The sequence below is a fragment of the Pseudomonas extremaustralis genome (assembly GCF_900102035.1).
GTDB lineage: Bacteria > Pseudomonadota > Gammaproteobacteria > Pseudomonadales > Pseudomonadaceae > Aquipseudomonas > Aquipseudomonas extremaustralis.
Window position 1 is genome coordinate 4,965,824 of record NZ_LT629689.1, and the last position, 19,582, is coordinate 4,985,405.

The 19,582-nt window shown below is 63.2% G+C and carries 11 protein-coding genes; 7 read left to right on the forward strand and 4 right to left on the reverse strand.

Features of this window, described 5'->3' with window-relative positions; translation table 11 throughout:
* The first annotated feature begins 140 nt into the window (after positions 1-140).
* The 3 genes from BLR63_RS22810 to BLR63_RS22820 are packed head-to-tail and all read left to right on the forward strand — an operon-like array spanning position 141 to position 3,174.
* Positions 141-908: a DeoR/GlpR family DNA-binding transcription regulator gene (locus tag BLR63_RS22810; RefSeq protein WP_010565874.1), complete on the forward strand. Its 768-nt coding sequence runs from the start codon at positions 141-143 to the stop codon at positions 906-908.
* Positions 909-918: 10 nt separating this feature from the next.
* A complete protein-coding gene (gene glmS / locus BLR63_RS22815; protein WP_010565875.1) occupies positions 919-2,751 on the forward strand; it encodes a glutamine--fructose-6-phosphate transaminase (isomerizing) in 1,833 nt (610 codons plus the stop codon).
* A 60-nt stretch (positions 2,752-2,811) separates the two neighbouring features.
* Positions 2,812-3,174: a hypothetical protein gene (locus BLR63_RS22820; protein WP_010565876.1), complete on the forward strand. Its 363-nt coding sequence runs from the start codon at positions 2,812-2,814 to the stop codon at positions 3,172-3,174.
* A gap of 21 nt (positions 3,175-3,195) precedes the next feature.
* On the opposite strand, the gene pbpC is transcribed toward BLR63_RS22820, so the two are convergent.
* The 4 genes from pbpC to BLR63_RS22840 all read right to left on the reverse strand — a co-directional run bounded on the left by pbpC (position 3,196) and on the right by BLR63_RS22840 (position 13,410).
* Entirely contained in the window at positions 3,196-5,493 is a 2,298-nt protein-coding gene (pbpC, locus tag BLR63_RS22825) for a penicillin-binding protein 1C (RefSeq protein WP_010565877.1), read from the reverse strand.
* A complete protein-coding gene (locus BLR63_RS22830; protein ID WP_010565878.1) occupies positions 5,474-11,278 on the reverse strand; it encodes an alpha-2-macroglobulin in 5,805 nt (1,934 codons plus the stop codon). Before BLR63_RS22830 ends, pbpC begins: the two co-directional genes overlap by 20 nt.
* A 141-nt stretch (positions 11,279-11,419) precedes the next feature.
* Positions 11,420-11,902 carry a DUF6392 family protein gene (locus BLR63_RS22835; RefSeq protein ID WP_010565879.1) on the reverse strand — a complete coding sequence of 161 codons (483 nt, stop codon included), beginning with the start codon at positions 11,900-11,902 and terminating at the stop codon, positions 11,420-11,422.
* Positions 11,902-13,410, reverse strand: a complete 1,509-nt coding sequence (locus tag BLR63_RS22840; protein WP_010565880.1) for an S-type pyocin domain-containing protein — start codon at positions 13,408-13,410, stop codon at positions 11,902-11,904. The genes BLR63_RS22835 and BLR63_RS22840 overlap by 1 nt, the downstream gene beginning before the upstream one ends.
* 305 nt (positions 13,411-13,715) lie before the next feature.
* Between BLR63_RS22840 and hflK (BLR63_RS22845) the strand changes: the two genes are divergently transcribed.
* The 4 genes from hflK (BLR63_RS22845) to BLR63_RS22860 are packed head-to-tail and all read left to right on the forward strand — an operon-like array spanning position 13,716 to position 19,554.
* Positions 13,716-15,641 (forward strand): protease modulator HflK, encoded by a 1,926-nt coding sequence (gene hflK, locus BLR63_RS22845; protein WP_010565881.1) that lies wholly within the window; start codon positions 13,716-13,718, stop codon positions 15,639-15,641.
* Positions 15,642-15,650: 9 nt separating this feature from the next.
* On the forward strand, positions 15,651-16,640 hold the full coding sequence (gene hflC / locus BLR63_RS22850) for a protease modulator HflC (RefSeq protein WP_370623291.1): 990 nt from the start codon (positions 15,651-15,653) through the stop codon (positions 16,638-16,640).
* Positions 16,637-17,671, forward strand: a complete 1,035-nt coding sequence (hflK, locus tag BLR63_RS22855) for a protease modulator HflK (RefSeq protein ID WP_010565883.1) — start codon at positions 16,637-16,639, stop codon at positions 17,669-17,671. The genes hflC and hflK (BLR63_RS22855) overlap by 4 nt, the downstream gene beginning before the upstream one ends.
* Positions 17,668-19,554, forward strand: coding sequence for a cation-translocating P-type ATPase (locus BLR63_RS22860; RefSeq protein ID WP_010565884.1), 1,887 nt, complete (start codon positions 17,668-17,670; stop codon positions 19,552-19,554). Before hflK (BLR63_RS22855) ends, BLR63_RS22860 begins: the two co-directional genes overlap by 4 nt.
* Positions 19,555-19,582 lie beyond the last annotated feature (28 nt).

A 19,582-nucleotide genomic window follows, 5' to 3' on the forward strand; every position in this document is an offset into this window, starting at 1 on the left:
AATTTGACTGATCTCTCCCCATCGGGAGCAAGCCCCCTGCCACATTCGGTGTGTGTTGTTTGAAAAAAGCTGCTTGACGAACTTTCGTCTTTAGGTTTTTATTGCCTTCGTTATCTTTCGAAACGAAACTTTTAATCGCCATGTCGAAACGGAATACCCCCCAACGCCGCCACAACATCCTCGCCTTGCTCAATGAGCGGGGCGAAGTCAGCGTGGACGAATTGGCCAAGCGTTTCGAAACTTCGGAGGTCACGATCCGCAAGGACCTGGCCGCCCTCGAAAGCAATGGCCTGTTACTGCGCCGCTACGGTGGCGCTATCACCATGCCGCAGGAACTCGTCGGCGACGTCACCCAGCCTATTTCGGCCTACAAACGCGCTATTGCGTGTGCGGCCGTGAAGCGTCTGCGTGAGCACGCCCGCATCATCATCGACAGCGGCAGTACCACAGCCGCCATGATCCCCGAACTGGGCCATCAGCCAGGCCTGGTGGTGATGACCAATTCCCTGCACGTGGCCCGCGCCTTGAGCGAACTGGAGCACGAGCCGGTGCTGTTGATGACTGGCGGCACCTGGGACCCGCATTCGGACTCGTTCCAGGGCCAGGTCGCCGAGCAAGTGCTGCGTTCCTACGACTTTGATCAACTGTTCATCGGTGCCGACGGCATCGATCTGCAGCGCGGTACCACCACCTTCAACGAATTGCTGGGCCTGAGCCGCGTCATGGCCGAGGTCGCCCGTGAAGTAGTGGTGATGGTCGAATCTGACAAGATCGGCCGCAAGATTCCCAACCTGGAACTGCCCTGGAGCAGCGTCCATACCCTCATCACCGATGATCGCCTGCCGCTCGAGGCCCGCGACCAGATCCAAGCCCGCGGCATTACGCTGATATGCGCGGCAATCATCTAGGAGAAACACCATGTGTGGCATTGTTGGCGCAGTCGCTGAACGCAACGTAACCCCGATCCTGATCGAAGGTCTCAAACGCCTGGAATACCGCGGGTATGACAGCGCCGGTGTGGCGGTCTTCACCAACGCCGGCAAGCTCGAGCGCGTGCGTCGTCCGGGCAAGGTCAGCGAGTTGGACCAGGCATTGGCCGGCGAGCCGCTGGTTGGCCGCCTGGGCATTGCCCACACCCGTTGGGCCACCCACGGTGCGCCCTGCGAACGCAATGCCCACCCGCACTTCTCCGGCGACGTGGCCGTGGTGCACAACGGCATCATCGAAAACCACGAAGTGCTGCGCGAGCAACTCAAGAGCCTGGGTTACGTGTTCACCTCGGATACCGACACCGAAGTCATCGCCCACCTGCTCAACCACAAACTCAAGGATTACAGCGACCTGACCACTGCCCTCAAGGCCACGGTCAAGGAACTGCACGGCGCCTACGGCCTGGCTGTGATCTGCGCGAGCCAACCCGACCGTATAGTTGCCGCCCGCAGTGGCAGCCCGCTGGTCATCGGCCTGGGCCTGGGGGAAAACTTCCTCGCTTCCGACCAACTGGCGCTGCGTCAGGTCACTGACCGCTTCATGTACCTGGAAGAAGGCGATATTGCTGATATCCGCCGTGAAAGCGTGTCGATCTGGGACGTAAACGGCAATTCCGTCGAGCGCGAAGCCGTGCAATACCGCGATGGTGCCGAAGCGGCCGACAAGGGTGCGTTCCGCCACTTCATGCTCAAGGAAATCCACGAGCAACCGGCCGTGGTGCAGCGCACCCTGGAAGGTCGTCTGGGCGACAAGCAAGTACTGGTCAACGCTTTCGGTCCGCAAGCCGCCGAGCTGTTCGCCAAAGTGCGCAATGTGCAGATCGTGGCCTGCGGCACCAGTTACCACGCCGGGATGGTTGCCCGTTACTGGCTGGAAGAACTGGCCGGCATCCCTTGCCAGGTCGAAGTCGCCAGCGAATTCCGCTACCGCAAGGTGGTGGTGCAGCCCGATAGCCTGTTCGTGACCATCTCCCAGTCCGGCGAAACTGCCGACACCCTGGCCGCCCTGCGCAACGCCAAGGAGCTGGGCTTCCTCGCCAGCCTGGCGATCTGCAACGTCAGCATCAGCTCCCTGGTGCGTGAGTCCGACCTGACCCTGCTGACCCAGGCCGGTCGCGAAATCGGTGTGGCGTCCACTAAAGCCTTCACCACCCAACTGGTCGGCCTGCTGCTGCTGACCTTGGCCCTGGGCCAGGTTCGCGGCACCCTGGCGCCCGGCGTCGAAGCCACTCTGGTGGAAGAACTGCGCCGCCTGCCGACCCGCCTGGGTGAAGCCCTGGCCATGGACAGCACCGTGGAAAAAGTCGCCGAGCTGTTCGCCGACAAAAACCACACCCTGTTCCTCGGCCGTGGCGCGCAATACCCGGTAGCGATGGAAGGCTCCCTGAAACTCAAGGAAATTTCGTACATCCACGCCGAAGCCTACCCGGCCGGCGAACTGAAACACGGCCCATTGGCCCTGGTGGATGACGACATGCCGGTGGTCACCGTCGCGCCGAACAACGAACTGCTGGAGAAGCTCAAGTCCAACCTGCAGGAAGTGCGCGCCCGGGGCGGCCAACTGATCGTCTTCGCCGACGAGAAAGCCGGCATGGTCAACGGCGAAGGCACCCACGTCATCAACATGCCGCACATCCACGACACCCTGTCGCCGATCCTCTACACCATCCCGCTGCAGTTGCTGTCGTACTACGTCGCCGTGCTCAAGGGCACTGACGTTGACCAGCCGCGGAATTTGGCGAAGTCGGTGACGGTGGAGTAAGCCACCCTGTGCCTGGAGACCGGTTGGTCCTCCAGGCCACTGCGAAAGGACGCGACCTCAATGCAACCCCCCAAGCATATCCATGCGCGTTTGAACAATCGCCGCTTCACGGTCGCGAACAACACCCACGGGCTATCCGGCGCCGGCACGGTGTTTCATTACTTTGTCGAAGGGGATGCCATTTCCGGCACTTACCAAGGCGGTCGAATCCGCCTCGGCACGCAGGTCGGGCGTGTGACAGGCGTCGATACCATCGAGTTGCTGTATCAGTGTCTGACGCTTGAGGGCGAGCTACTGGCCGGTTGGTCGCGCGGCACGGTAGGCGTTGACCAGGCCGGGCGCACCACACTGAGTTTTGTGTGGGGTTGGTTGTCGGGTGCGACGGGCGGCGGGGAATCGAGCTACGTAGAGATTGTGACTTAGCAGTTAAGCGGATCCGCCCGATCACGGCACAAACTCCACCCTCAACCCCCGGCTCGCATTCCGCCCCTGATCGTCACTGACCCGCAGCCGATACTCTCCCGATTTGCCCGGTCGCCAGTTCAACGTCGCGTGCGGCGGGCCCTGGCCGATCAGGGTTTGGTCGGCGAACCAGTACAGTATCGTCGCGTCGCTGGCCGCATTGGCGTTCAGCGGGATGCTTTCCTGGGGTTGGGACAGGCGCAGTTGGTAGCTCACTTGGGTCAGCGGCGAGCGGATTTGCGGCGCTTCGCTCGGGTCGCTGGTGCGGTTGGGCTGGCAGTTTTTCATCACCGTCGGCGGTGTGCGTCGGGGCAGGCCGGCTGCGCGGTACAGGCGTTGTACGTCACTGGGCCAGAACTCGAAGACTTCCTCGCGGGTGTATTGCGGATCGAATGGCGGGCACGCGGCCTTGCCGGTGCGGGTGTCGATCAGCACCGGGCGGTGCAGGTTGGACACGCGAATCGGGGACACGCCGGGGATGTACCAGGTCTTGCGGGTTTGCGGACACCAGTGGTTGGGCAGTTCGCCCGAGGCGGCGCAGACGTCGATGCGCACCAGCCCGGCGGGTGGCTTGTCGGCTTTGATCACCACGTTGGGCAAGGCCAGGGGCAGGGCGTCGGCGATGCGGAAGAACAGCGGCGCGGCGGTCTTGGCGCCGATGAAGGCCGGATTCGGGCGCCCGTCGAAGTTACCCACCCACACCACCAGCACGTATGGGCCGACCAGGCCGGCGCTCCACGCGTCGTGAAAGCCCCAGGAGGTGCCGGTTTTCCAGGCGGTGCGCCAGTGGCGTGGGGGTAAACCATCCGGACGCGGGTTGCGCCGCAGCATGTCGCGCAGCATAAACGCGGCTTGGGGGGTGAGCAGTTGCGGGCCGATGGATTGGGGTTGCTCCTGCAAGTAGCGCAATGGCCGCAGGTGTCCATCGCCGGCCAGCATTACATACAGACGCGCCAATTCTTCCGGGGTCATCTCGCCGCCGCCGAGGGCCAGGGCCAGGCCATAGTGGCTCTCGTCGCGCAGGCCTTTGATGCCGGCGCGTTGCAGCAAACCGTACAGTGACGGCGACTTGACCTGGCTGGCCAGCCACACCGCGGGGATATTGCGACTACGGATCAATGCATCCCGCGCTGTCAGCGGCCCGACAAAACTGCCGTCGAAATTCTCCGGTTGGAAGTAGCCGAAGTTACTGGGTAGATCCTTGAGGATACTCATGGGGTGGATCACGCCTTGATCCAGCGCGAGCCCGTACAGAAACGGCTTGAGTGTCGACCCCGGCGAGCGTCGCGCCAGCATGCCATTGACCTGGCCATGGATGCCTGTGGATAAGTAATCCGCTGAACCCACTAGGGCCTTGACGCTCTGGTCGCGGCTGTCGATCAGGATGGCCGTGGCGTTTTCCACACCGCTGCTGCGTCGTTCGGCGATAAAGCCGGTGATCAGGCGTTCGAGCAATTGCTGCAACGGCAGGTTGAGGGTGCTGTTCAATTCGTTGCCGGTCTGGGACGCCAGCAGTTGTTCGCTCAGGTGTGGCGCCAGAAACGGGATCTGCTGGCGGTTGCGTGCTTCCAGGGGCAGGTCGAGCAGGCTGTCGTTGCGCGGGTCCTGTGGATAACTTGCGCGCCAGTCGTTCATCAAACGCAGCCGCGCGTTTTGCAGTGAGGGCCCGAAGCGCGCGCGTCGTCCTGGCTGTTGCGGGATCACCGCCAGCGCCAAGGCTTCAGACAACGACAACTGTGCCGCCGACTTGCCAAAGTAGATGCGGCTGGCGGCCTCGGCGCCTTCGATATTGCCACCCATGGGCGCCAGGTTCAGGTAGGCCTCAAGAATGTCGTGCTTGCTGTAGCGCGCTTCCAGCCACACTGCCAAGGCTATCTGCTGCAACTTGCCTGGGACTTGGCGCGTGTTCAGGTCCCACAGGCGTCGCGCCAGTTGCATGCTCAAGGTCGAACCGCCCTGGCGCTGGCCGCCGCTGTAGGTGGCCAGCGCCGCGCGCAGCAACGCCGGGGGATTGATCCCCGGGTGCCAGTAGAAATTGCGGTCTTCCTTGAGCAGCAGCGCCTCGACCAGAGACGGCGAAATGCGCTCCAGCGGTAGCCAGAGGCGATATTGCCCGTCATCGGCCAGGGTCATGCGCAGCAGCGAGCCGTCGTCGGCCAGCACCACCCGTGATGAAGTCACGGCCTGTTCCAGCGGCGCATGGGGCCACAGCCGCAGCCCCGCCAGCACCAGCGCCGCCGCCAGCAGCGGCGTCAGGTATTTACGGCTTGGTAATTTCAAGCTGGCCTACGTTGCCGCGCCCTTGCAGGGTGGTTTCGTACATGCCTTCGGCATAGGCCGGTGGCGTATTGAAGGTACCGGCGTTGGTGGCGCGTACGCGATAGACGAAGGTGCCTACGTCACGCAGCGCGGTGCCGTACAACACTACTCGATCATCGCGCACGTCCACGTAGTCCGGTTGCCAGTTGCTCAGCTCGGTTTCGCCGATGGGCGCTTGCCAGGCGTCCGCTTCCTGGTTGTCTTCTTCCACGTACTCGGACTCGGAATCTTCGCTTTCCTCACTGCTAGCGGCTTCGGGCTCCGGCGGCAAGTTATACACAGGCTCGACGCCCCCCGGCAGCAGGTCGACCACCGCCACCTGCTGGACCTGGTCGCGGTCAGTCGCGCGCAGGCGCAGGCGCACCAGGAACTCATCGCCCACCGCGACTTTGCTCACCGGCTCGCCTTTGAGGTCGAGGTATTCGTGGATGATTTCCAGGCCCTTGTTGATCGGCTTGAGCTTGGCGCCCTTGTCGAAACCGGCTTCGCTGAGCATGAAGAACGCAGCCGGGCCGTCGGATTTTTCCATCACCAGCTTTTGCGTGGCGCCCGGTACGGCGGCGCGCGGTGGCTGGCCGGCCATCTTCAGCAGTTGTTGCTGCTTGTCGCCCAGCCACGCGGTGGCCTTGAGGGTCATGTCGCTTTGCGCACGTTGGCCGTAGTTATCCAGGGCGCGCAGCAACAGGGCCGCCGACAGCGAGTTGTAGCGCTGTTCGTTGAGACGCTTGCCGAGTTTATCCAGCAGGGCGGTGGGCACATCGTCGAGCAGCTCGGGGAAGTGGCGTGCCAGCAGGTGCAAGTGCTCGGCATCGTGCACCAGCGGGTCGTAATACAGGCCGTCGCTGTCCCACTTATCCACAAGGGCGCGCCATGGAACCTTGCGGAACAACGTATCGGCCTGGCGATCCTGCTTGAGCAGTTTGTAGCTGGCAGCCAGGTAGGCGGCGCCCAGGTCGTTCTGCCAACTGTCCTTGAAGTAGTTTTCGTAACGCTCGCGGATATCACTCAACGCGCCGCTGACGAGAATTCCCTGACGGCTCAGCAGGTAACTGGCGTAGGCGCGGTTGCGCAATTCCGACAAGCCTTCGCTCGGGCCGTTGGCCAGGTCTGTCAGATAGGTATTGGCGCGCACCAGCAGGTCTTCCGGCACCGGCAGCCCGCGCTCCTTGGCTTCGATCAGGAAGTCGGTGGCGTACAGGCTGGCGTAAGGTGCCACGTCCGGGTTGGCCGCCCACAAACCAAAGCCGCCGGCCTGGTTCTGGCGCTGGCGCAGCATGCGCACTGCACTGTTGAAGGCCTGTTCGGCCTCGGGTGCATTGCCGCCCCAAATCAACGCGGGCATGGCCTTGGACACCAACTGCTCGGTGCAGGCATAACCATAGTCGTCCAGGTAATGCTTGAGGCCGTTGGCCCATACCAGCGGCGAGGCGGCCACGCCCAATTGCACGTCGCGCAGTTGGCTGAACAGTTCACGGGTGGGCTTGAGCTCTTTGCTGGCGCTGTCGAAACGGCCCAGGCTCAAGGCCACGCGATGCGCGCTCAAGGGCCGGATCGAGGTGGTTTCGGCGACCTGAATGCGTTTGCCATCCGGCAATACCGCGACAAAACGCAGGTCCGCCGAGCCGAGGGTCTCGCCGACCTTGATCTTGAATTCGGCGGTGCCTTCCTTGCGCGGTTGTAGCGACAAGGTGCTGGCCTTATCGCCCTGCACCACCAGGCCGTCGCTGGTCTGCACTTCAAACTTCACATCCGCTGCGGCGTCGAGGTTGCTGAACACCCCGGCGCTGACGTTGAACACATCGCCCGGCGCCACAAAGGCCGGCACGTTTGGCGTGATGACGATGGGTCCGCGCACGTCGGTGCTGGCTTCGCTGACACCGACGCTGTCGCTGTCCACAGCCACCGCAAACAAGCGCAGCTTGCCGTTGAAGCTGTCCGGCACTTGGTAGTGCAGCACGGTTTCACCGGCGGGCAGGTCCACCAGCCCGGACCACCAGGCCACCGGCGGCTGATGTTTGCGTTTGAACGGGTTCAGATGGTTGGCCAGGGCGCCTTCGGTATCGCCACCGGGCGCTGCCCCACTGAGCAGGCGGCTGAATTCCGGCAGGATCAGGTCAAGGATCTGACTGGTGCCGACTTCCAGTGCGCGCTTTTGGAAGAAGAAGCCCAACGGGTCAGGCGTCTGGTAGCGCGCCACCTGCAAGATGCCTTCGTCCACCGCATACACCACCGCGCGACCCGGGCGGTCGGCGTTGACCTTGATGTCCAGGGTCTGACCCGGCTCGATCTTCGCCGGGCCTTCGACCTTCAGCGCCATGCGCCGCGCATCCAGGTTGATGCTGAACGGCACCACGCCGTAGGACAGCGGGCTCATATAGACCTCGGACGAACCGATGTCTCGCACGAACTGCACGTTGACGTAGGCATTGCCCTCAAGCCCCGCAGGCACGCGGATATGTTGCACGCTGTTGGTGCTGTCGGCCTTGAACCACTGCTGGGTGTAGACCTTGTCGCGTTCGATGGTGATCAGGCCGGCACCGGTGTAGGGCGCGCGAATGCTGATGGCGATCTCATCCCCCGTGGCGTAGCTGCGTTTATCCAGGCGCAGTTGCAGCTCGGCGTTGCGTTCCAGGGAGCGCGCAGTGTTGCCACGTCCGGCTACGCTGTAGTCGATCTGATTGAGCAGGTTGCCGTTGGCGTCCTTGAGTTGCAGGGTGAAATCCCCCGGCGTACTGGTGTTCAAGGTCTGCTTGGCGCCGTCCTTGGTCATCACCAATGGCGAGGCTGGCTGGCTGATGTTCTTGATGCGCGATTCGTACTTGTAGGTGCCGTTGGATTGTTTCACCAGCACCGACACGTAACGGTGCTCGACTACTTCGCTGGTCAAGCCGTCCACCGCCAGCGGCGTGAGGTCTGGCGCGACGGCCAGCCATTGCACCTGGCGCGGCGCATCCTTGGCGACGTATGACAGCGAATCCTGACTTTTCACACCCACTAGATAGGGTGCGGACGACACCAGCAAGGCACTTTGCGCGGCCACATTGCGGCCACCTTCGGCTTCGAACACCTGGGCCATGACCTGCAGGCGATAGGTGCTGTTGGCGAAGCGTTGCAGGTTGAGGTCGAGCACGGCCTGGCCGTTGTCGTCGACGCTGGTTTCGGCCAGGTCTTCGCTGCTGGCGTCTTCCAGGGCGTCATTGAGGCGGAAGCGGTAATCCGGGTAACGGTCGAACGCCGCCAGCGTCGGGCTCAGGGACATTTTTGCGCTGACACGGCGACCTGCCGCTGGCGCGCCGAACAGGTGCATGGCAGTGACTTTGGCCACCACTTGGTCCGGTGCAATCCAGCCCAGCACCGGCGTGTCATGCAGGCTCAGGCTGACTTTCATACGGTCCGGCTCGAAGTCGCGGACCTTGAAGCTGACGCTGCCCAGGTCGGTGCGGGTCTGCTTCTGACCAATCAACTGCAGGGTTGCGGTGTAGTCCCCGGCGGGGGCCACTTCGCTGCTGGGGAAATCAAAGGTTTCAAAACCGCTGGCGGACAGCTTCAACGGCTGGCGAATCACCTCGAGGCCACGCGGATCGGTGATTTGCAGCTCCACCGGCAGGCCTTGCAGGGCGCCTTTCCAGTTGCCGCTGCGCACGATCATGCCCAGGTGCGCGGTCTCGCCTGGACGGTACAGGCCGCGGTCGGTGAACAGGTAGGCGCTGAGGCGATCAATCGCACCGTCTTCTTCCAAACCGCCTACGTCGAAGCGCGATAAATCCAGTTGTTGGGACTGACGGGCAATGGGCAGGAACGATTGGTCATTGCCGCGACTGACCACATACATCAGCGGCGTTTTCTCACGGCGCAATTCATCCAGCTTGGCGAAATGCGCGTGGCCTTCGGCGTCGGTGTGGCCGCTGGCGACCGGTAAGCCATTGCGACCGATGATATCGACCTGGGCGTCGGACACCGGCGAACCGCTGCCGATGGACTGCACGTACACATCGTGGCTGCCGTCGCTGGAGCGCTTGGCGATGATGCCGAGGTCAGTGACCACGATAAAACGCAGGTCGCTGGTACTGCTGCGCGAGTAGTCGAAAGTGCGTTCGGCCGGGTCATCCTGAGGGCTGAGCTTGAGCACGAAAATACCGCGACGACCGCCGTTGGCGGTGAGGTAGTGGCTCAGGTCCACATTGTCGTAGACGGTTTTCGCCGGGTCCGAGGATGACAACGGAATATCCAGGGACTGACGCTCGACCATGCGATCGAAATATTCGTTGCCGAAGTTGGGCCGGGAGAAACTGCCGCTGCTCTGGTCCACCAAATGCTGCAATTGGTTGGGCAGCAGGCGCGCGATTTCCACGTGGGCGCCGGGCACGCCACGGGCCATGAAGCCCAGGCGTTTTTCTCCGGTAAGGCTGAGCAGGGCGCCGTCGGACAGGAACTGCAACGTGCGCGGATAGGCCGGCATGCTGATCAGGGACGCGGTGGGATTTTTCGCCAGGTAGCCGCCGATGGCTTCCAGGTTCGCGGGCACGCGCACATACAGTGCGCGACCGGCCGGAGCCTTGAACTTAAAGGCATGCAGGGTATTCAGCGGTTCGACGCTGGGCACGTGGGTCAGGTTGACCTTGGTGCTGCGGGCGAGCAGGGCATCGTCGATGTCGTTGCTGTTGTAGGGGCGCGTGTCGTCCTCGGCTTTTTCCGGCAGCAGCCAGGCCTGAACCTTACCGGCGATGGTGTCATCGGCTACCGCGCTGGAGCTGCTGAACATCAGCACCGGTTCGGGTTCGCCACGTTCGTTGTCGACAAAACTCACTTGGGCTGCGGTAAACGTCAGGCGGTAGCGCCCAGGCACGGTGACTTCGGCCACCAATGGCGCGTTGCTGGCATTGCCGCCGTCGCGGGCTTTGATGCCTTCGTCGAGCTTGGCGCTGACGGGCGTGCTTTCCAACGGAGTGGCCAGGGCGGCGGAGCGTACATAGGCATTGAGCCGGGTGTCGTCGAAGCTGATGTCCGGACGGTTGGGTAGCTGGGCGTCGCGGTAGGCGAGGCCTTTGCCGAGGGTGATCGAAACCCGCTTGCGCAGGCTTTCTTCGTCGACCGGGTGAGAAAAGCGGAACGTCGCCACCAGCTGTTTCAGCGTCGGATTGGACGGGTCCTGGTACAACTCGTTCTGCGCAAGGCTGGCGCGGAACGGTTGGGTGGAGAACTGGCTGCTGTACTGGTTGAGCAAGATGCCGTCGGCGAGCAGGGTTTTCTTCGACAGATCGAGGGTGTAATGGGCGTCGATGGGCCAGTCTTTCTCCGGCGTGAACACCAGCGTGCGGTCATCGGACCAGCGCCAGGCACCGGCCACAGTGGGTTTGAGCATAATGCCGTCGGTGACCGGCTTGCCTATCGCCGCCAGGGGGGCGACGGACTCGGCAAAACGCACCTGCAAGTTATCCACAGCCGCGGGTTGCTGGGTGTAGTCGGTCAGGTTCGGTTTGTGCAGCGAATAGCCCACGGTGTGCGGCTGCGGCAGGTTGGCGTACCAGTGCCAGCCATAGAAACCGGCAGCGGCCAGCAGCACCAGGCCCACTGCGCCGGCGCCCGCCTGGCGTGGATAAGCACGGGCTTTGTTGCCCAGGTTCGCCAAGCCATGGCCGATGGCACGCAGCCAGAACGGCGGATGCCATTGGCCGAACACGGCACCCGCCACAGTCATTAACGCACCGGATAAACGGCGAAAGATCGTTTTTAACGCGTCGAGCATGGTAGGCATCCCTGGCTAAGTGCGGCGTATCTTACACGCGTCTTTAAGACAAAAGAGGGGGGGGATACGCTGCACAGCGGGTACTCCTTTGCGGTCCCGGTAGACCAGAGCATTTCCTTGACGCGCCTTGGTTGATGAGGGTCAGTCGTGTCCTTTGTTGATTAGGCAAAATGCCAGACCACCGGCGCAGTGGTCACCTAAATACTGGATCACCACCTCAGCATTTGGGTGGAATGTGTGACCAAGGCGGAACGCATCCCAGCCTCCAGTGACGCCAATCGGTGGCGGCAGCTTCGCGGGGCCTTTTGACTGGTAGGGCTCCCCAAGCAATGTGCGAACACTGGCCTGGCTCATCTTGTGGGTAAAGGGATTGGGCAGTTCACCCGTATACACCGGGTCGCCATCAACGAGCGCTGAAAGAGTGATAACGATTCGTTCCAGCCTGTGTGTTTCAGCCCAGAACCACAATTCAATTCCCGGCGCCGGTTTCTGGATCAGATCCTCATTTTCCCCCTCGGTAAACAGTGGGACAGGTGGCGCGCCACGGACCAAACCGTCTGCGAGAAGTGCCTCGTAAGTGCACCCCAATCCCTTGATCAGGCGATTGATTGTCACTGCTTCCATCAGTACCACCCCTGTTCTTCGTTGATCTCGTGCATTCTGACTCGGGCCGTTTCCAGGTCTGTCTCAGTAAATCCCTCTTCCAGCATATAGGGCTTGATCGCATCAAAATTACTGTCTACGGCTGCTCGAAGATCATCGGCGTCCGAGAGCTGCTTGGTCCGGGTGTTTCTCCCGCCATAGGTTTCGCTGAACTTCTGATGAACCTTGGTCGGAATCGCAACGCTCGCCACTTTCTTCAAGAATTCATCCGCTTGTTTCTGGGTCAGGGTTCTGAAGTTTGCTTCCAGGTAGCGACGAATAGCTGCCTGTGACGGCATATGGTCTACCTGTTGACCGTCGCGCAACCTCCCGGTGAAAGCGGCATAGACATCTACTTCCAGCGGTCTGACGACCGGTTTGGCGAATACCAGGTACAGCGGCGGCACACCAGAGTCTGCGGGGAAAACCAGGATGCAGTCCTGCCAGGTCAGATCGTCTGAGGCTGGATAGACTTCAATCTGGCTGTCGATGTTTTCAGTGACTGGGTGAACCAGGATGTTCTCCAGCGCGTTGGTGACGCCTGGATAGGTGGTTGGAGTTTGCACTACGGGAGCGTTACCGGGTGTCCAGATAACGGTGATGCCGTTGAGCTCGGCTTCCATGGCGCTTCGATCTTTGTTCCAGTCGACATCGACCACCGGCACGCTATCCATGCCAGAGGACGCACTGGTGTGAATGCCGTACACCCGCATGATGCCTTCAGCATCACGCCGGAACTGAAAGCGCACTCGGGTTGGGGCCATCGTCATCCCGCGCAGCTGTTCCTCGGTCAGAGTCGAATCGCCAATGCGGGTAGGCCAAAACGCTACTAGCAGGGTGCTTGCTACTGTGCCCGCCGCTGCAGCAGCACCCCGTAGACTCCAAGTGCCGAGCGTTTCAAGCGCAGCCTGTCCGGCTACCCTGCCAAGGGTTGCGCCTTCTGTGCTGGCAATAGCCGTCGACCCCATCACCACGGCCTGACCAAAGTTGGCCACAGGCTCAATCACGGTGCCTGCCTCGGTTGACGCCGGTGGTACGGTGCAGGTTTTGGCAAACACGCAGAGTCTTGACGGCTTATAGCCGCTTAGATTGTTGGTGGGGATACCAATCGTGAATTCGCTTTTATACGACCCATCGCTGATTGCTTTAGCCCAGATGTGAGTCGCCGCCTGGGCTTGAGCGGCAAAATCAGGAGCAATGGCAACGCTTGTATCTTCAGCGGCCATGGTGCTGGTTTGGGTGGAAATAAGCCGGTTGCTACCAAAAGGGCAGCCACATTGGACGACATGACCATGGGTCGCGATAGCGACGAACTCGTCGATAAAGGTGGGGTTACCTTCAGCGATAAATCCCATCGAACTGCATTTTGGGCACCACACCGGATCGCTGATACGTGCTGCTTTTTTGTATTCGATGGTGGTGTTTGTGGAACCCTTAACGACTTTCCCGCCAGTGGTCGTGGGGTCCCCTTCCCTGATAACAAAAACCATTGCTCTCGCTCGTCGGCAGTTGAGGTGGAGGCTTACCAACCACCAGACAGATGCTAAACCCGGTCACTGAGTTGGCAGTGACGAACGCAGACTAGCCACCTAAAAAAGCAGGGCACAAGCGGCTGGGACTTTCTCGGAAATGTCCTGCGAAAGAAAGGGACGCACAGGGTAGGAGTCGTGGTTTCAGACGTTGCCGAATCCCGGAATCGGTAGGTCGGTGTTGCGGGCGATACGGTGTTCAACGAACAAAAATTTCACGGGACGTGTTATATCGTAACGAATTGTGTGCAAGTGGGCGTAAGTGGATGCAACTGGATCTAGAAGCGGAGGGCGCCTCGGTAGAAGGTTTGCCGCGTTTTCAGCAAGGGCTGTTCCATGCTCGTCGATTACGCCAAGCCGGGATCAGCCTGAGTGTTCTGGCCGTCGGCGGTTGGGTGCTGGCGTTGTTTGTCGCGCTGTTTGCGCCGTTGTCGATCTGGCCGGTGGTGTTGATCAACTGCGCATCGGCATTGCTGGTGCTGGTGGCGGGTTTGCAGTCGGCGTGGTGGGTGGCCGATTGGCGTGCCCAGGCGCTGGAAGAACCGTCCGCCGAGCTGATCGAATTGCCTGGCGAACCGGCCGCCTGGCACCGAGGCCTGATCAATCGTTTCGGCGGCGGCCTGCTTGCCCACATCGGTGCGCCGGTGTTGTGGCTCGGCGGTTGGTCGCTGCTGGCGCTGCTCAGCGTCCTTGAGTTCTGGAACCTGGCCTTGCCTGCTGCGCCTGTCGGTCAGTCCGCCAGTGTCGGCGCGGCGCTGGCCTTGGCGCTGGCGTTTGGCTTGCTGGTGTTCGAACGCCGCTTGGCCCAGGAAACCCCCGCGCAATGGCCGGAAGCCACGCAACTGGCACAACTGAGCCGGGTGGCGATCAGTTGCCTGGTGGTCAGCGCGATCTGCCTGCTGTTTGCGGGTGCCGAGTCGGTCTGGCCGTTGCGCCTGGCGGTGGTGATCGGGCTGTTGCCGGCGCTGGTGGCACTGGAGTTTCTATTACGCGGCGTGCTGTCGCTGTTCAGCCCGCGCCAGCCACGCCTCGAACCGCGCCTGATGGCCCAGAGCTTTGTCGCCGGTTTGCTGCGCTGGCCGCCGCAACCCTTGCTGGCGTTGCAGCATGAATTGCACAACCGCTTCGGTATCGACCTGCGGCAGATCTGGGCCTTTACCTACATGCGCCGGGCATTTTTGCCGGTGCTGCTGGTGGTGCTGGCGGTAGGCTGGGCGCTTACCGGTGTGCATGAAGTGCCCCTGCAAGGCCGTGGGATTTATGAGCGCTTCGGCAAACCGGTCGACGTGTTCGGCCCTGGCCTGCACGCCGGGTTGCCCTGGCCACTGGGCCGCGTGATCAACGTGGAGAATGGCGTGGTGCATGAGCTGGCCACCAGCGTCGGCGACACCGCCACACCCGAGTTGGCCGCCGCTGAAGGGCCGGCGCCGCTGATCGCCAATCGCTTGTGGGACGCTAGCCACGTGAACGACAAATCCCAGGTGATCGCCAGCAGCAGCGGCGACAAGCAGAGCTTCCAGATCGTCAACATGGATGTGCGTTTCGTCTACCGCATCGGCCTTACCGACCAGGCCGCGCTGGCCGCCACTTATCACAGTGCGGATGTGCCGACCCTGATCCGCAGCACCGCCAGCCGCATCCTCGTACACGACTTTGCCTCGCGCACCCTCGACGAACTGCTGGGCGAACAACGTATCGGCCTGGCCGACGAGATCGGCCGCGCCGTGCAGGCAGACCTGCAAAAGCTCGACAGCGGTGTGGAAATCCTCGCCACCGTGGTGGAAGCCATCCACCCACCGGCCGGCGCCGCGAATGCCTACCACGGCGTGCAGGCCGCGCAGATCGGCGCCCAGGCCCTGATCTCCCGCGAGCGCGGCGCCGCCAGCGAACACACCAACCAGGCCTTGCTGCAAGCCAGCACCGCCCGCGACCAGGCCGTGGCCAGCGCCCGTGAAGTGAATGCCGGCGCCCAGGCGGCGGACCTGCGCTTTGCCGCCGAACAAAAGGCCTACGCCAGTGCGGGCAAAGCCTTCGTGCTGGAGCAGTACCTCGGCCAGCTGACCCAGGGCCTGGCCCACGCCAAACTGCTGATTCTGGATCACCGCCTGGGCGCCGATGGCGCGCCGACGATCGATCTGCGTTCTTTTACCTTGCCGGCCGATCCTTCGGTGCCGCGTAAAGCCGTTCAATAAGGAGTCTGTCTGTTGAGCGCTCATTCTCACGATCATCATCATGGCCATCATCACCACCACCATCATCACGGCGATGAACAGGCCGCCGGCCCCTTCCCTTGGCGCCGCATGGCCTGGGCGGTGTTGCTGGTGCTGTTCGCGGTAGCGGCGGCGAGCCTGGTGCAAGTGCGCTCCGGCGAAGCCACGGTGATTACCCGTTTCGGCAACCCGTCGCGGGTGCTGCTGGAGCCGGGCCTGGGCTGGCGCTGGCCGGCGCCGTTCGAGGCGGCGATCCCGGTGGACCTGCGCCTGCGCACCACCTCCAGCGGTTTGCAGGATGTGGGCACCCGCGATGGCCTGCGCATCATCGTGCAGGCCTATGTGGCGTGGCAGGTGCAGGGCGATGCCGACAATGTGCAGCGCTTCATGCGCGCTGTGCAGAACCAGCCGGATGAAGCGGCGCGGCAGATTCGCACCTTCGTTGGCTCGGCGCTGGAAACCACCGCGGCCAGCTTCGACCTGTCCAGCCTGATCAATACCGATGCCAGCCAAGTGCGCATCGCCGATTTCGAGGCGCAGTTGCGCCAGCAGATCGATCAACAATTGCTCACCACCTATGGCGTGCGCGTGGCGCAGGTGGGTATCGAGCGGCTGACCTTGCCGTCGGTGACGCTCACCGCCACCGTCGACCGCATGCGCGCCGAGCGCGAAACCATCGCCACCGAACGCACCGCCGTGGGCAAGCGTGAAGCCGCGCAGATCCGTTCCGCCGCCGAACGCGATGCGCGCATCGTGCAGGCCGATGCCACGGTGAAAGCCGCCGACATCGAAGCGCAATCGCGGGTCGAAGCGGCGCAGATCTATGGCCGCGCCTACGCGGGCAATCCCCAGCTGTATAACCTGCTGCGCTCCCTCGATACCCTGGGCACCGTGGTCACCCCCGGCACCAAGATCATCCTGCGCACCGACGCCGCGCCGTTCCGCGCGTTGGTGGACGGGCCGAAGGACATCCAGCCATGACCGAGCGTGACAGCCCGGACAGCCCATGGATCCAGGCCGGGCGCCTGACCTTCATGGCGCTGTACGCGGTGACCGTATTGGCGGCGTTGGCCTGGGCGTTTTCCAATGTGCGCCAGATCGACCCGCAGAACCGCGCCGTGGTGCTGCACTTCGGTGCCCTGGACCGCGTCCAGAACGCCGGGCTGTTGCTGGCGTGGCCGCAGCCATTCGAGCAGGTGGTGCTGTTGCCAGCGGCCGACCGTGTGATCGAGCGCCGGGTGGACAACCTGCTGCGTTCCGAGGCGGCGAACCAGGCTGACCGCGTGGCCAGTCTCGCCACGCCGTTGAGCGATGCCCTGGCCGGTTCCGGCTACCTGCTGACCGGCGATGCCGGCGTGGTGCAGCTGGATGTGCGGGTGTTCTACAAGGTCACCGAGCCCTATGCCTTTGTGTTGCAGGGCGAGCACGTGCTGCCGGCGCTGGATCGCCTGGTGACGCGCAGCGCGGTGGCGCTGACGGCGGCGCGGGATCTGGACACGATCCTGGTGGCGCGCCCCGAACTGATCGGCAGCGACAACGGCGCCGCCGAACGGCGTGAACGGCTGCGCGGCGATCTGGTGCACGGTATCAACAAGCGCCTGGCGCAGTTGACCACCAGCGGCTTGGGACTGGGCATCGAAGTCACCCGCGTCGATGTGCAATCGAGCCTGCCGGGCCCGGCGGTGAATGCGTTCAATGCAGTGCTCACCGCCAGCCAGCAAGCCGACAAAGCCGTGGCCAACGCCCGTACCGACGCGGAAAAACTCACCCAAACCGCGAATCAGGAAGCCGACCGCCTGGTGCAAGTCGCCCACGCCCAGGCCAGCGAACGCCTGGCCAATGCCCAGGCGCAAACCGCCACCGTCGCCAGCCTGGCCCAGGTCAAAGACCCCGGCTTGCTGCTGCGCCTGTACCGCGAGCGCTTGCCGAAGATTCTCGGCCAGGCCGGCTCCGTGACCACGGTCGATCCTAAAGACGACTCCCGCTTGATCATCCAGGGAGCCGAACAATGAGCGCGCCCATGCTGACCTCCGCCGAGCAGCGCAGCGCCGCCCGGCAATTGACCCTGGCCATGCTCGCCCTCGGTTTGCTGATGCTGGGCCTGGTGTGGCGCTGGCTGGCACCGGACCAGACCGGCGTGAGCCAGTTGCTGCTGGGTGTCGCCTCGTTGCTGGTGGCAGTGCCGGTGATGCGTTCGGCCTGGTACAGCCTGCGCTTCCCCAGCCTGCACGGCATCACCGACCAACTGATCGCCCTGGCGATGCTCGGCGCTTGGGCCACCGGCGATCTGCTGACCGCCGCGTTGCTGCCGATCATCATGATCTTCGGGCATGTGCTGGAAGAGCGCAGCGTGATCGGCTCCCAGGAAGCGATCCATGCCTTGGGCAAACTGACCCGCAGCCAGGCGCGCCGGGTGCAGGCTGACGGGAGCATTATCGAAGTCGACAACGGTACGCTGAACACCGGCGATATCGTCGAAGTGCGCGCCGGCGACCGGGTGCCCGCCGATGGCGTGGTGCTGTCGGGCCAGGCGAGCCTGGACACGGCGCCGATCACCGGCGAGTCGGTGCCGTTGGAAGCCAGTGTCGGCGTGCAGGTGTTTGGCGGGGCGATCAACCTCGATGGTGTGCTGCGCCTGCAAGTGACCCGCACCGGCGAGGAATCGACCCTGGGCAAAGTCATTGCGCTGATGCAGAACGCCGAGCGCTCCAAGCCGCCAATCACGCGGCTGCTGGAGCGCTATGCCGGCAGCTATATGGTGTTGGTGCTGTTGCTGGCGGCGGTGACCTGGTTTGTCACCAACGATGCCCAGGCGATGCTGGCCGTGCTGGTGGCGGCATGCCCGTGCGCCTTGGTGCTGTCGGCCCCGGCCACGGCGATTGCCGGGATTGCCGTGGCGGCGCGCCATGGGATTCTGATCCGCAGCTCGGCGTTCCTCGAAGAGTTGGCGGACCTGACCTCGCTGGTGGTCGACAAGACCGGCACCCTGACCTTTGGCACCCTGCGTTTGCAGTCCATCCAGACCGCGTCGACGGATCGCCAGGCGCTGCTCAATCTTGCCGCCAGCCTGGGGTCGGCCAGCAGCCATCCGGTCAGCCGCGCGTTGGCGGGGCTGGCGACCCAGGAGCAATTGCTGGGTTTGACCGACATCCGCGAGCGCCAGGGGTTGGGCGTGCTGGCGCAGACCGAACAGGGCGAAGCGGCGCTGGGGCGACCGGAGTTGTTCGAGCAATTGGGCATTGTCACAACGAGCGTACCGAACCACGACGGCCCGATTGCCGGGTTGGCGCTGAACGGGCACTTCCTTGCCTGGCTGTTGCTGGCCGACAGCGTCAAACCGGAAGCCCGCCAGGCCCTGCAAGAACTGCGCGACCTGGGCCTGGGCCGGCAATTGTTGCTGACCGGCGACCGTCAAAGCGTGGCCGACAGCCTGGCGCTGGACGTGGGCATCAGCGACGTCGAAGCCCAGGCCCTGCCGGAAGACAAGCTCAACCGCGTGCTGGGTGAGATCGGCAGCGGCTTCCGGCCGATGGTGGTGGGTGACGGGATCAACGATTCCCTGGCGCTCAAGGCCGGCGTGGTCGGCGTGGCCATGGGCGCGGGCGGGGCGGACATCGCGCTGGCCTCGGCGGATGTGGTGCTGATCGGCAGTGACCTGCGCCGCCTGGGCACCTGCGTGCGCCTGAGTCGCCAGTGCCGGCACACCTTGCAGGTCAATGTGATCATCGGCCTGGGCTGGACGCTGGCGATCGTGGTGTTTGCCGCGTTCGGTTGGCTGGGCGCCGCCGGGGCGATGATTGCCGCGGTGCTGCATAACCTCAGCACCTTGCTGGTGCTGGGTAACGCCGGGCGCTTGCTGCGGTTTCACGAGCCGCTGTCGAAGCTCGAGGAATGATTTGCGGAATTTTTTTGCGGCGTCTGTA

Coding starts and splice junctions, on each gene's coding strand:
- BLR63_RS22810 (WP_010565874.1), top strand. CDS start 141: ATGTCGAAACGGAATACCCCCCAACGCCGCCACAACATCCTCGCCTTG.
- glmS (WP_010565875.1), top strand. CDS start 919: ATGTGTGGCATTGTTGGCGCAGTCGCTGAACGCAACGTAACCCCGATC.
- hflK (WP_010565883.1), top strand. CDS start 16,637: ATGACCGAGCGTGACAGCCCGGACAGCCCATGGATCCAGGCCGGGCGC.
- BLR63_RS22840 (WP_010565880.1), bottom strand. CDS start 13,410: ATGGTTTTTGTTATCAGGGAAGGGGACCCCACGACCACTGGCGGGAAA.
- hflK (WP_010565881.1), top strand. CDS start 13,716: ATGCAACTGGATCTAGAAGCGGAGGGCGCCTCGGTAGAAGGTTTGCCG.
- BLR63_RS22835 (WP_010565879.1), bottom strand. CDS start 11,902: ATGGAAGCAGTGACAATCAATCGCCTGATCAAGGGATTGGGGTGCACT.
- BLR63_RS22820 (WP_010565876.1), top strand. CDS start 2,812: ATGCAACCCCCCAAGCATATCCATGCGCGTTTGAACAATCGCCGCTTC.
- BLR63_RS22830 (WP_010565878.1), bottom strand. CDS start 11,278: ATGCTCGACGCGTTAAAAACGATCTTTCGCCGTTTATCCGGTGCGTTA.
- BLR63_RS22860 (WP_010565884.1), top strand. CDS start 17,668: ATGAGCGCGCCCATGCTGACCTCCGCCGAGCAGCGCAGCGCCGCCCGG.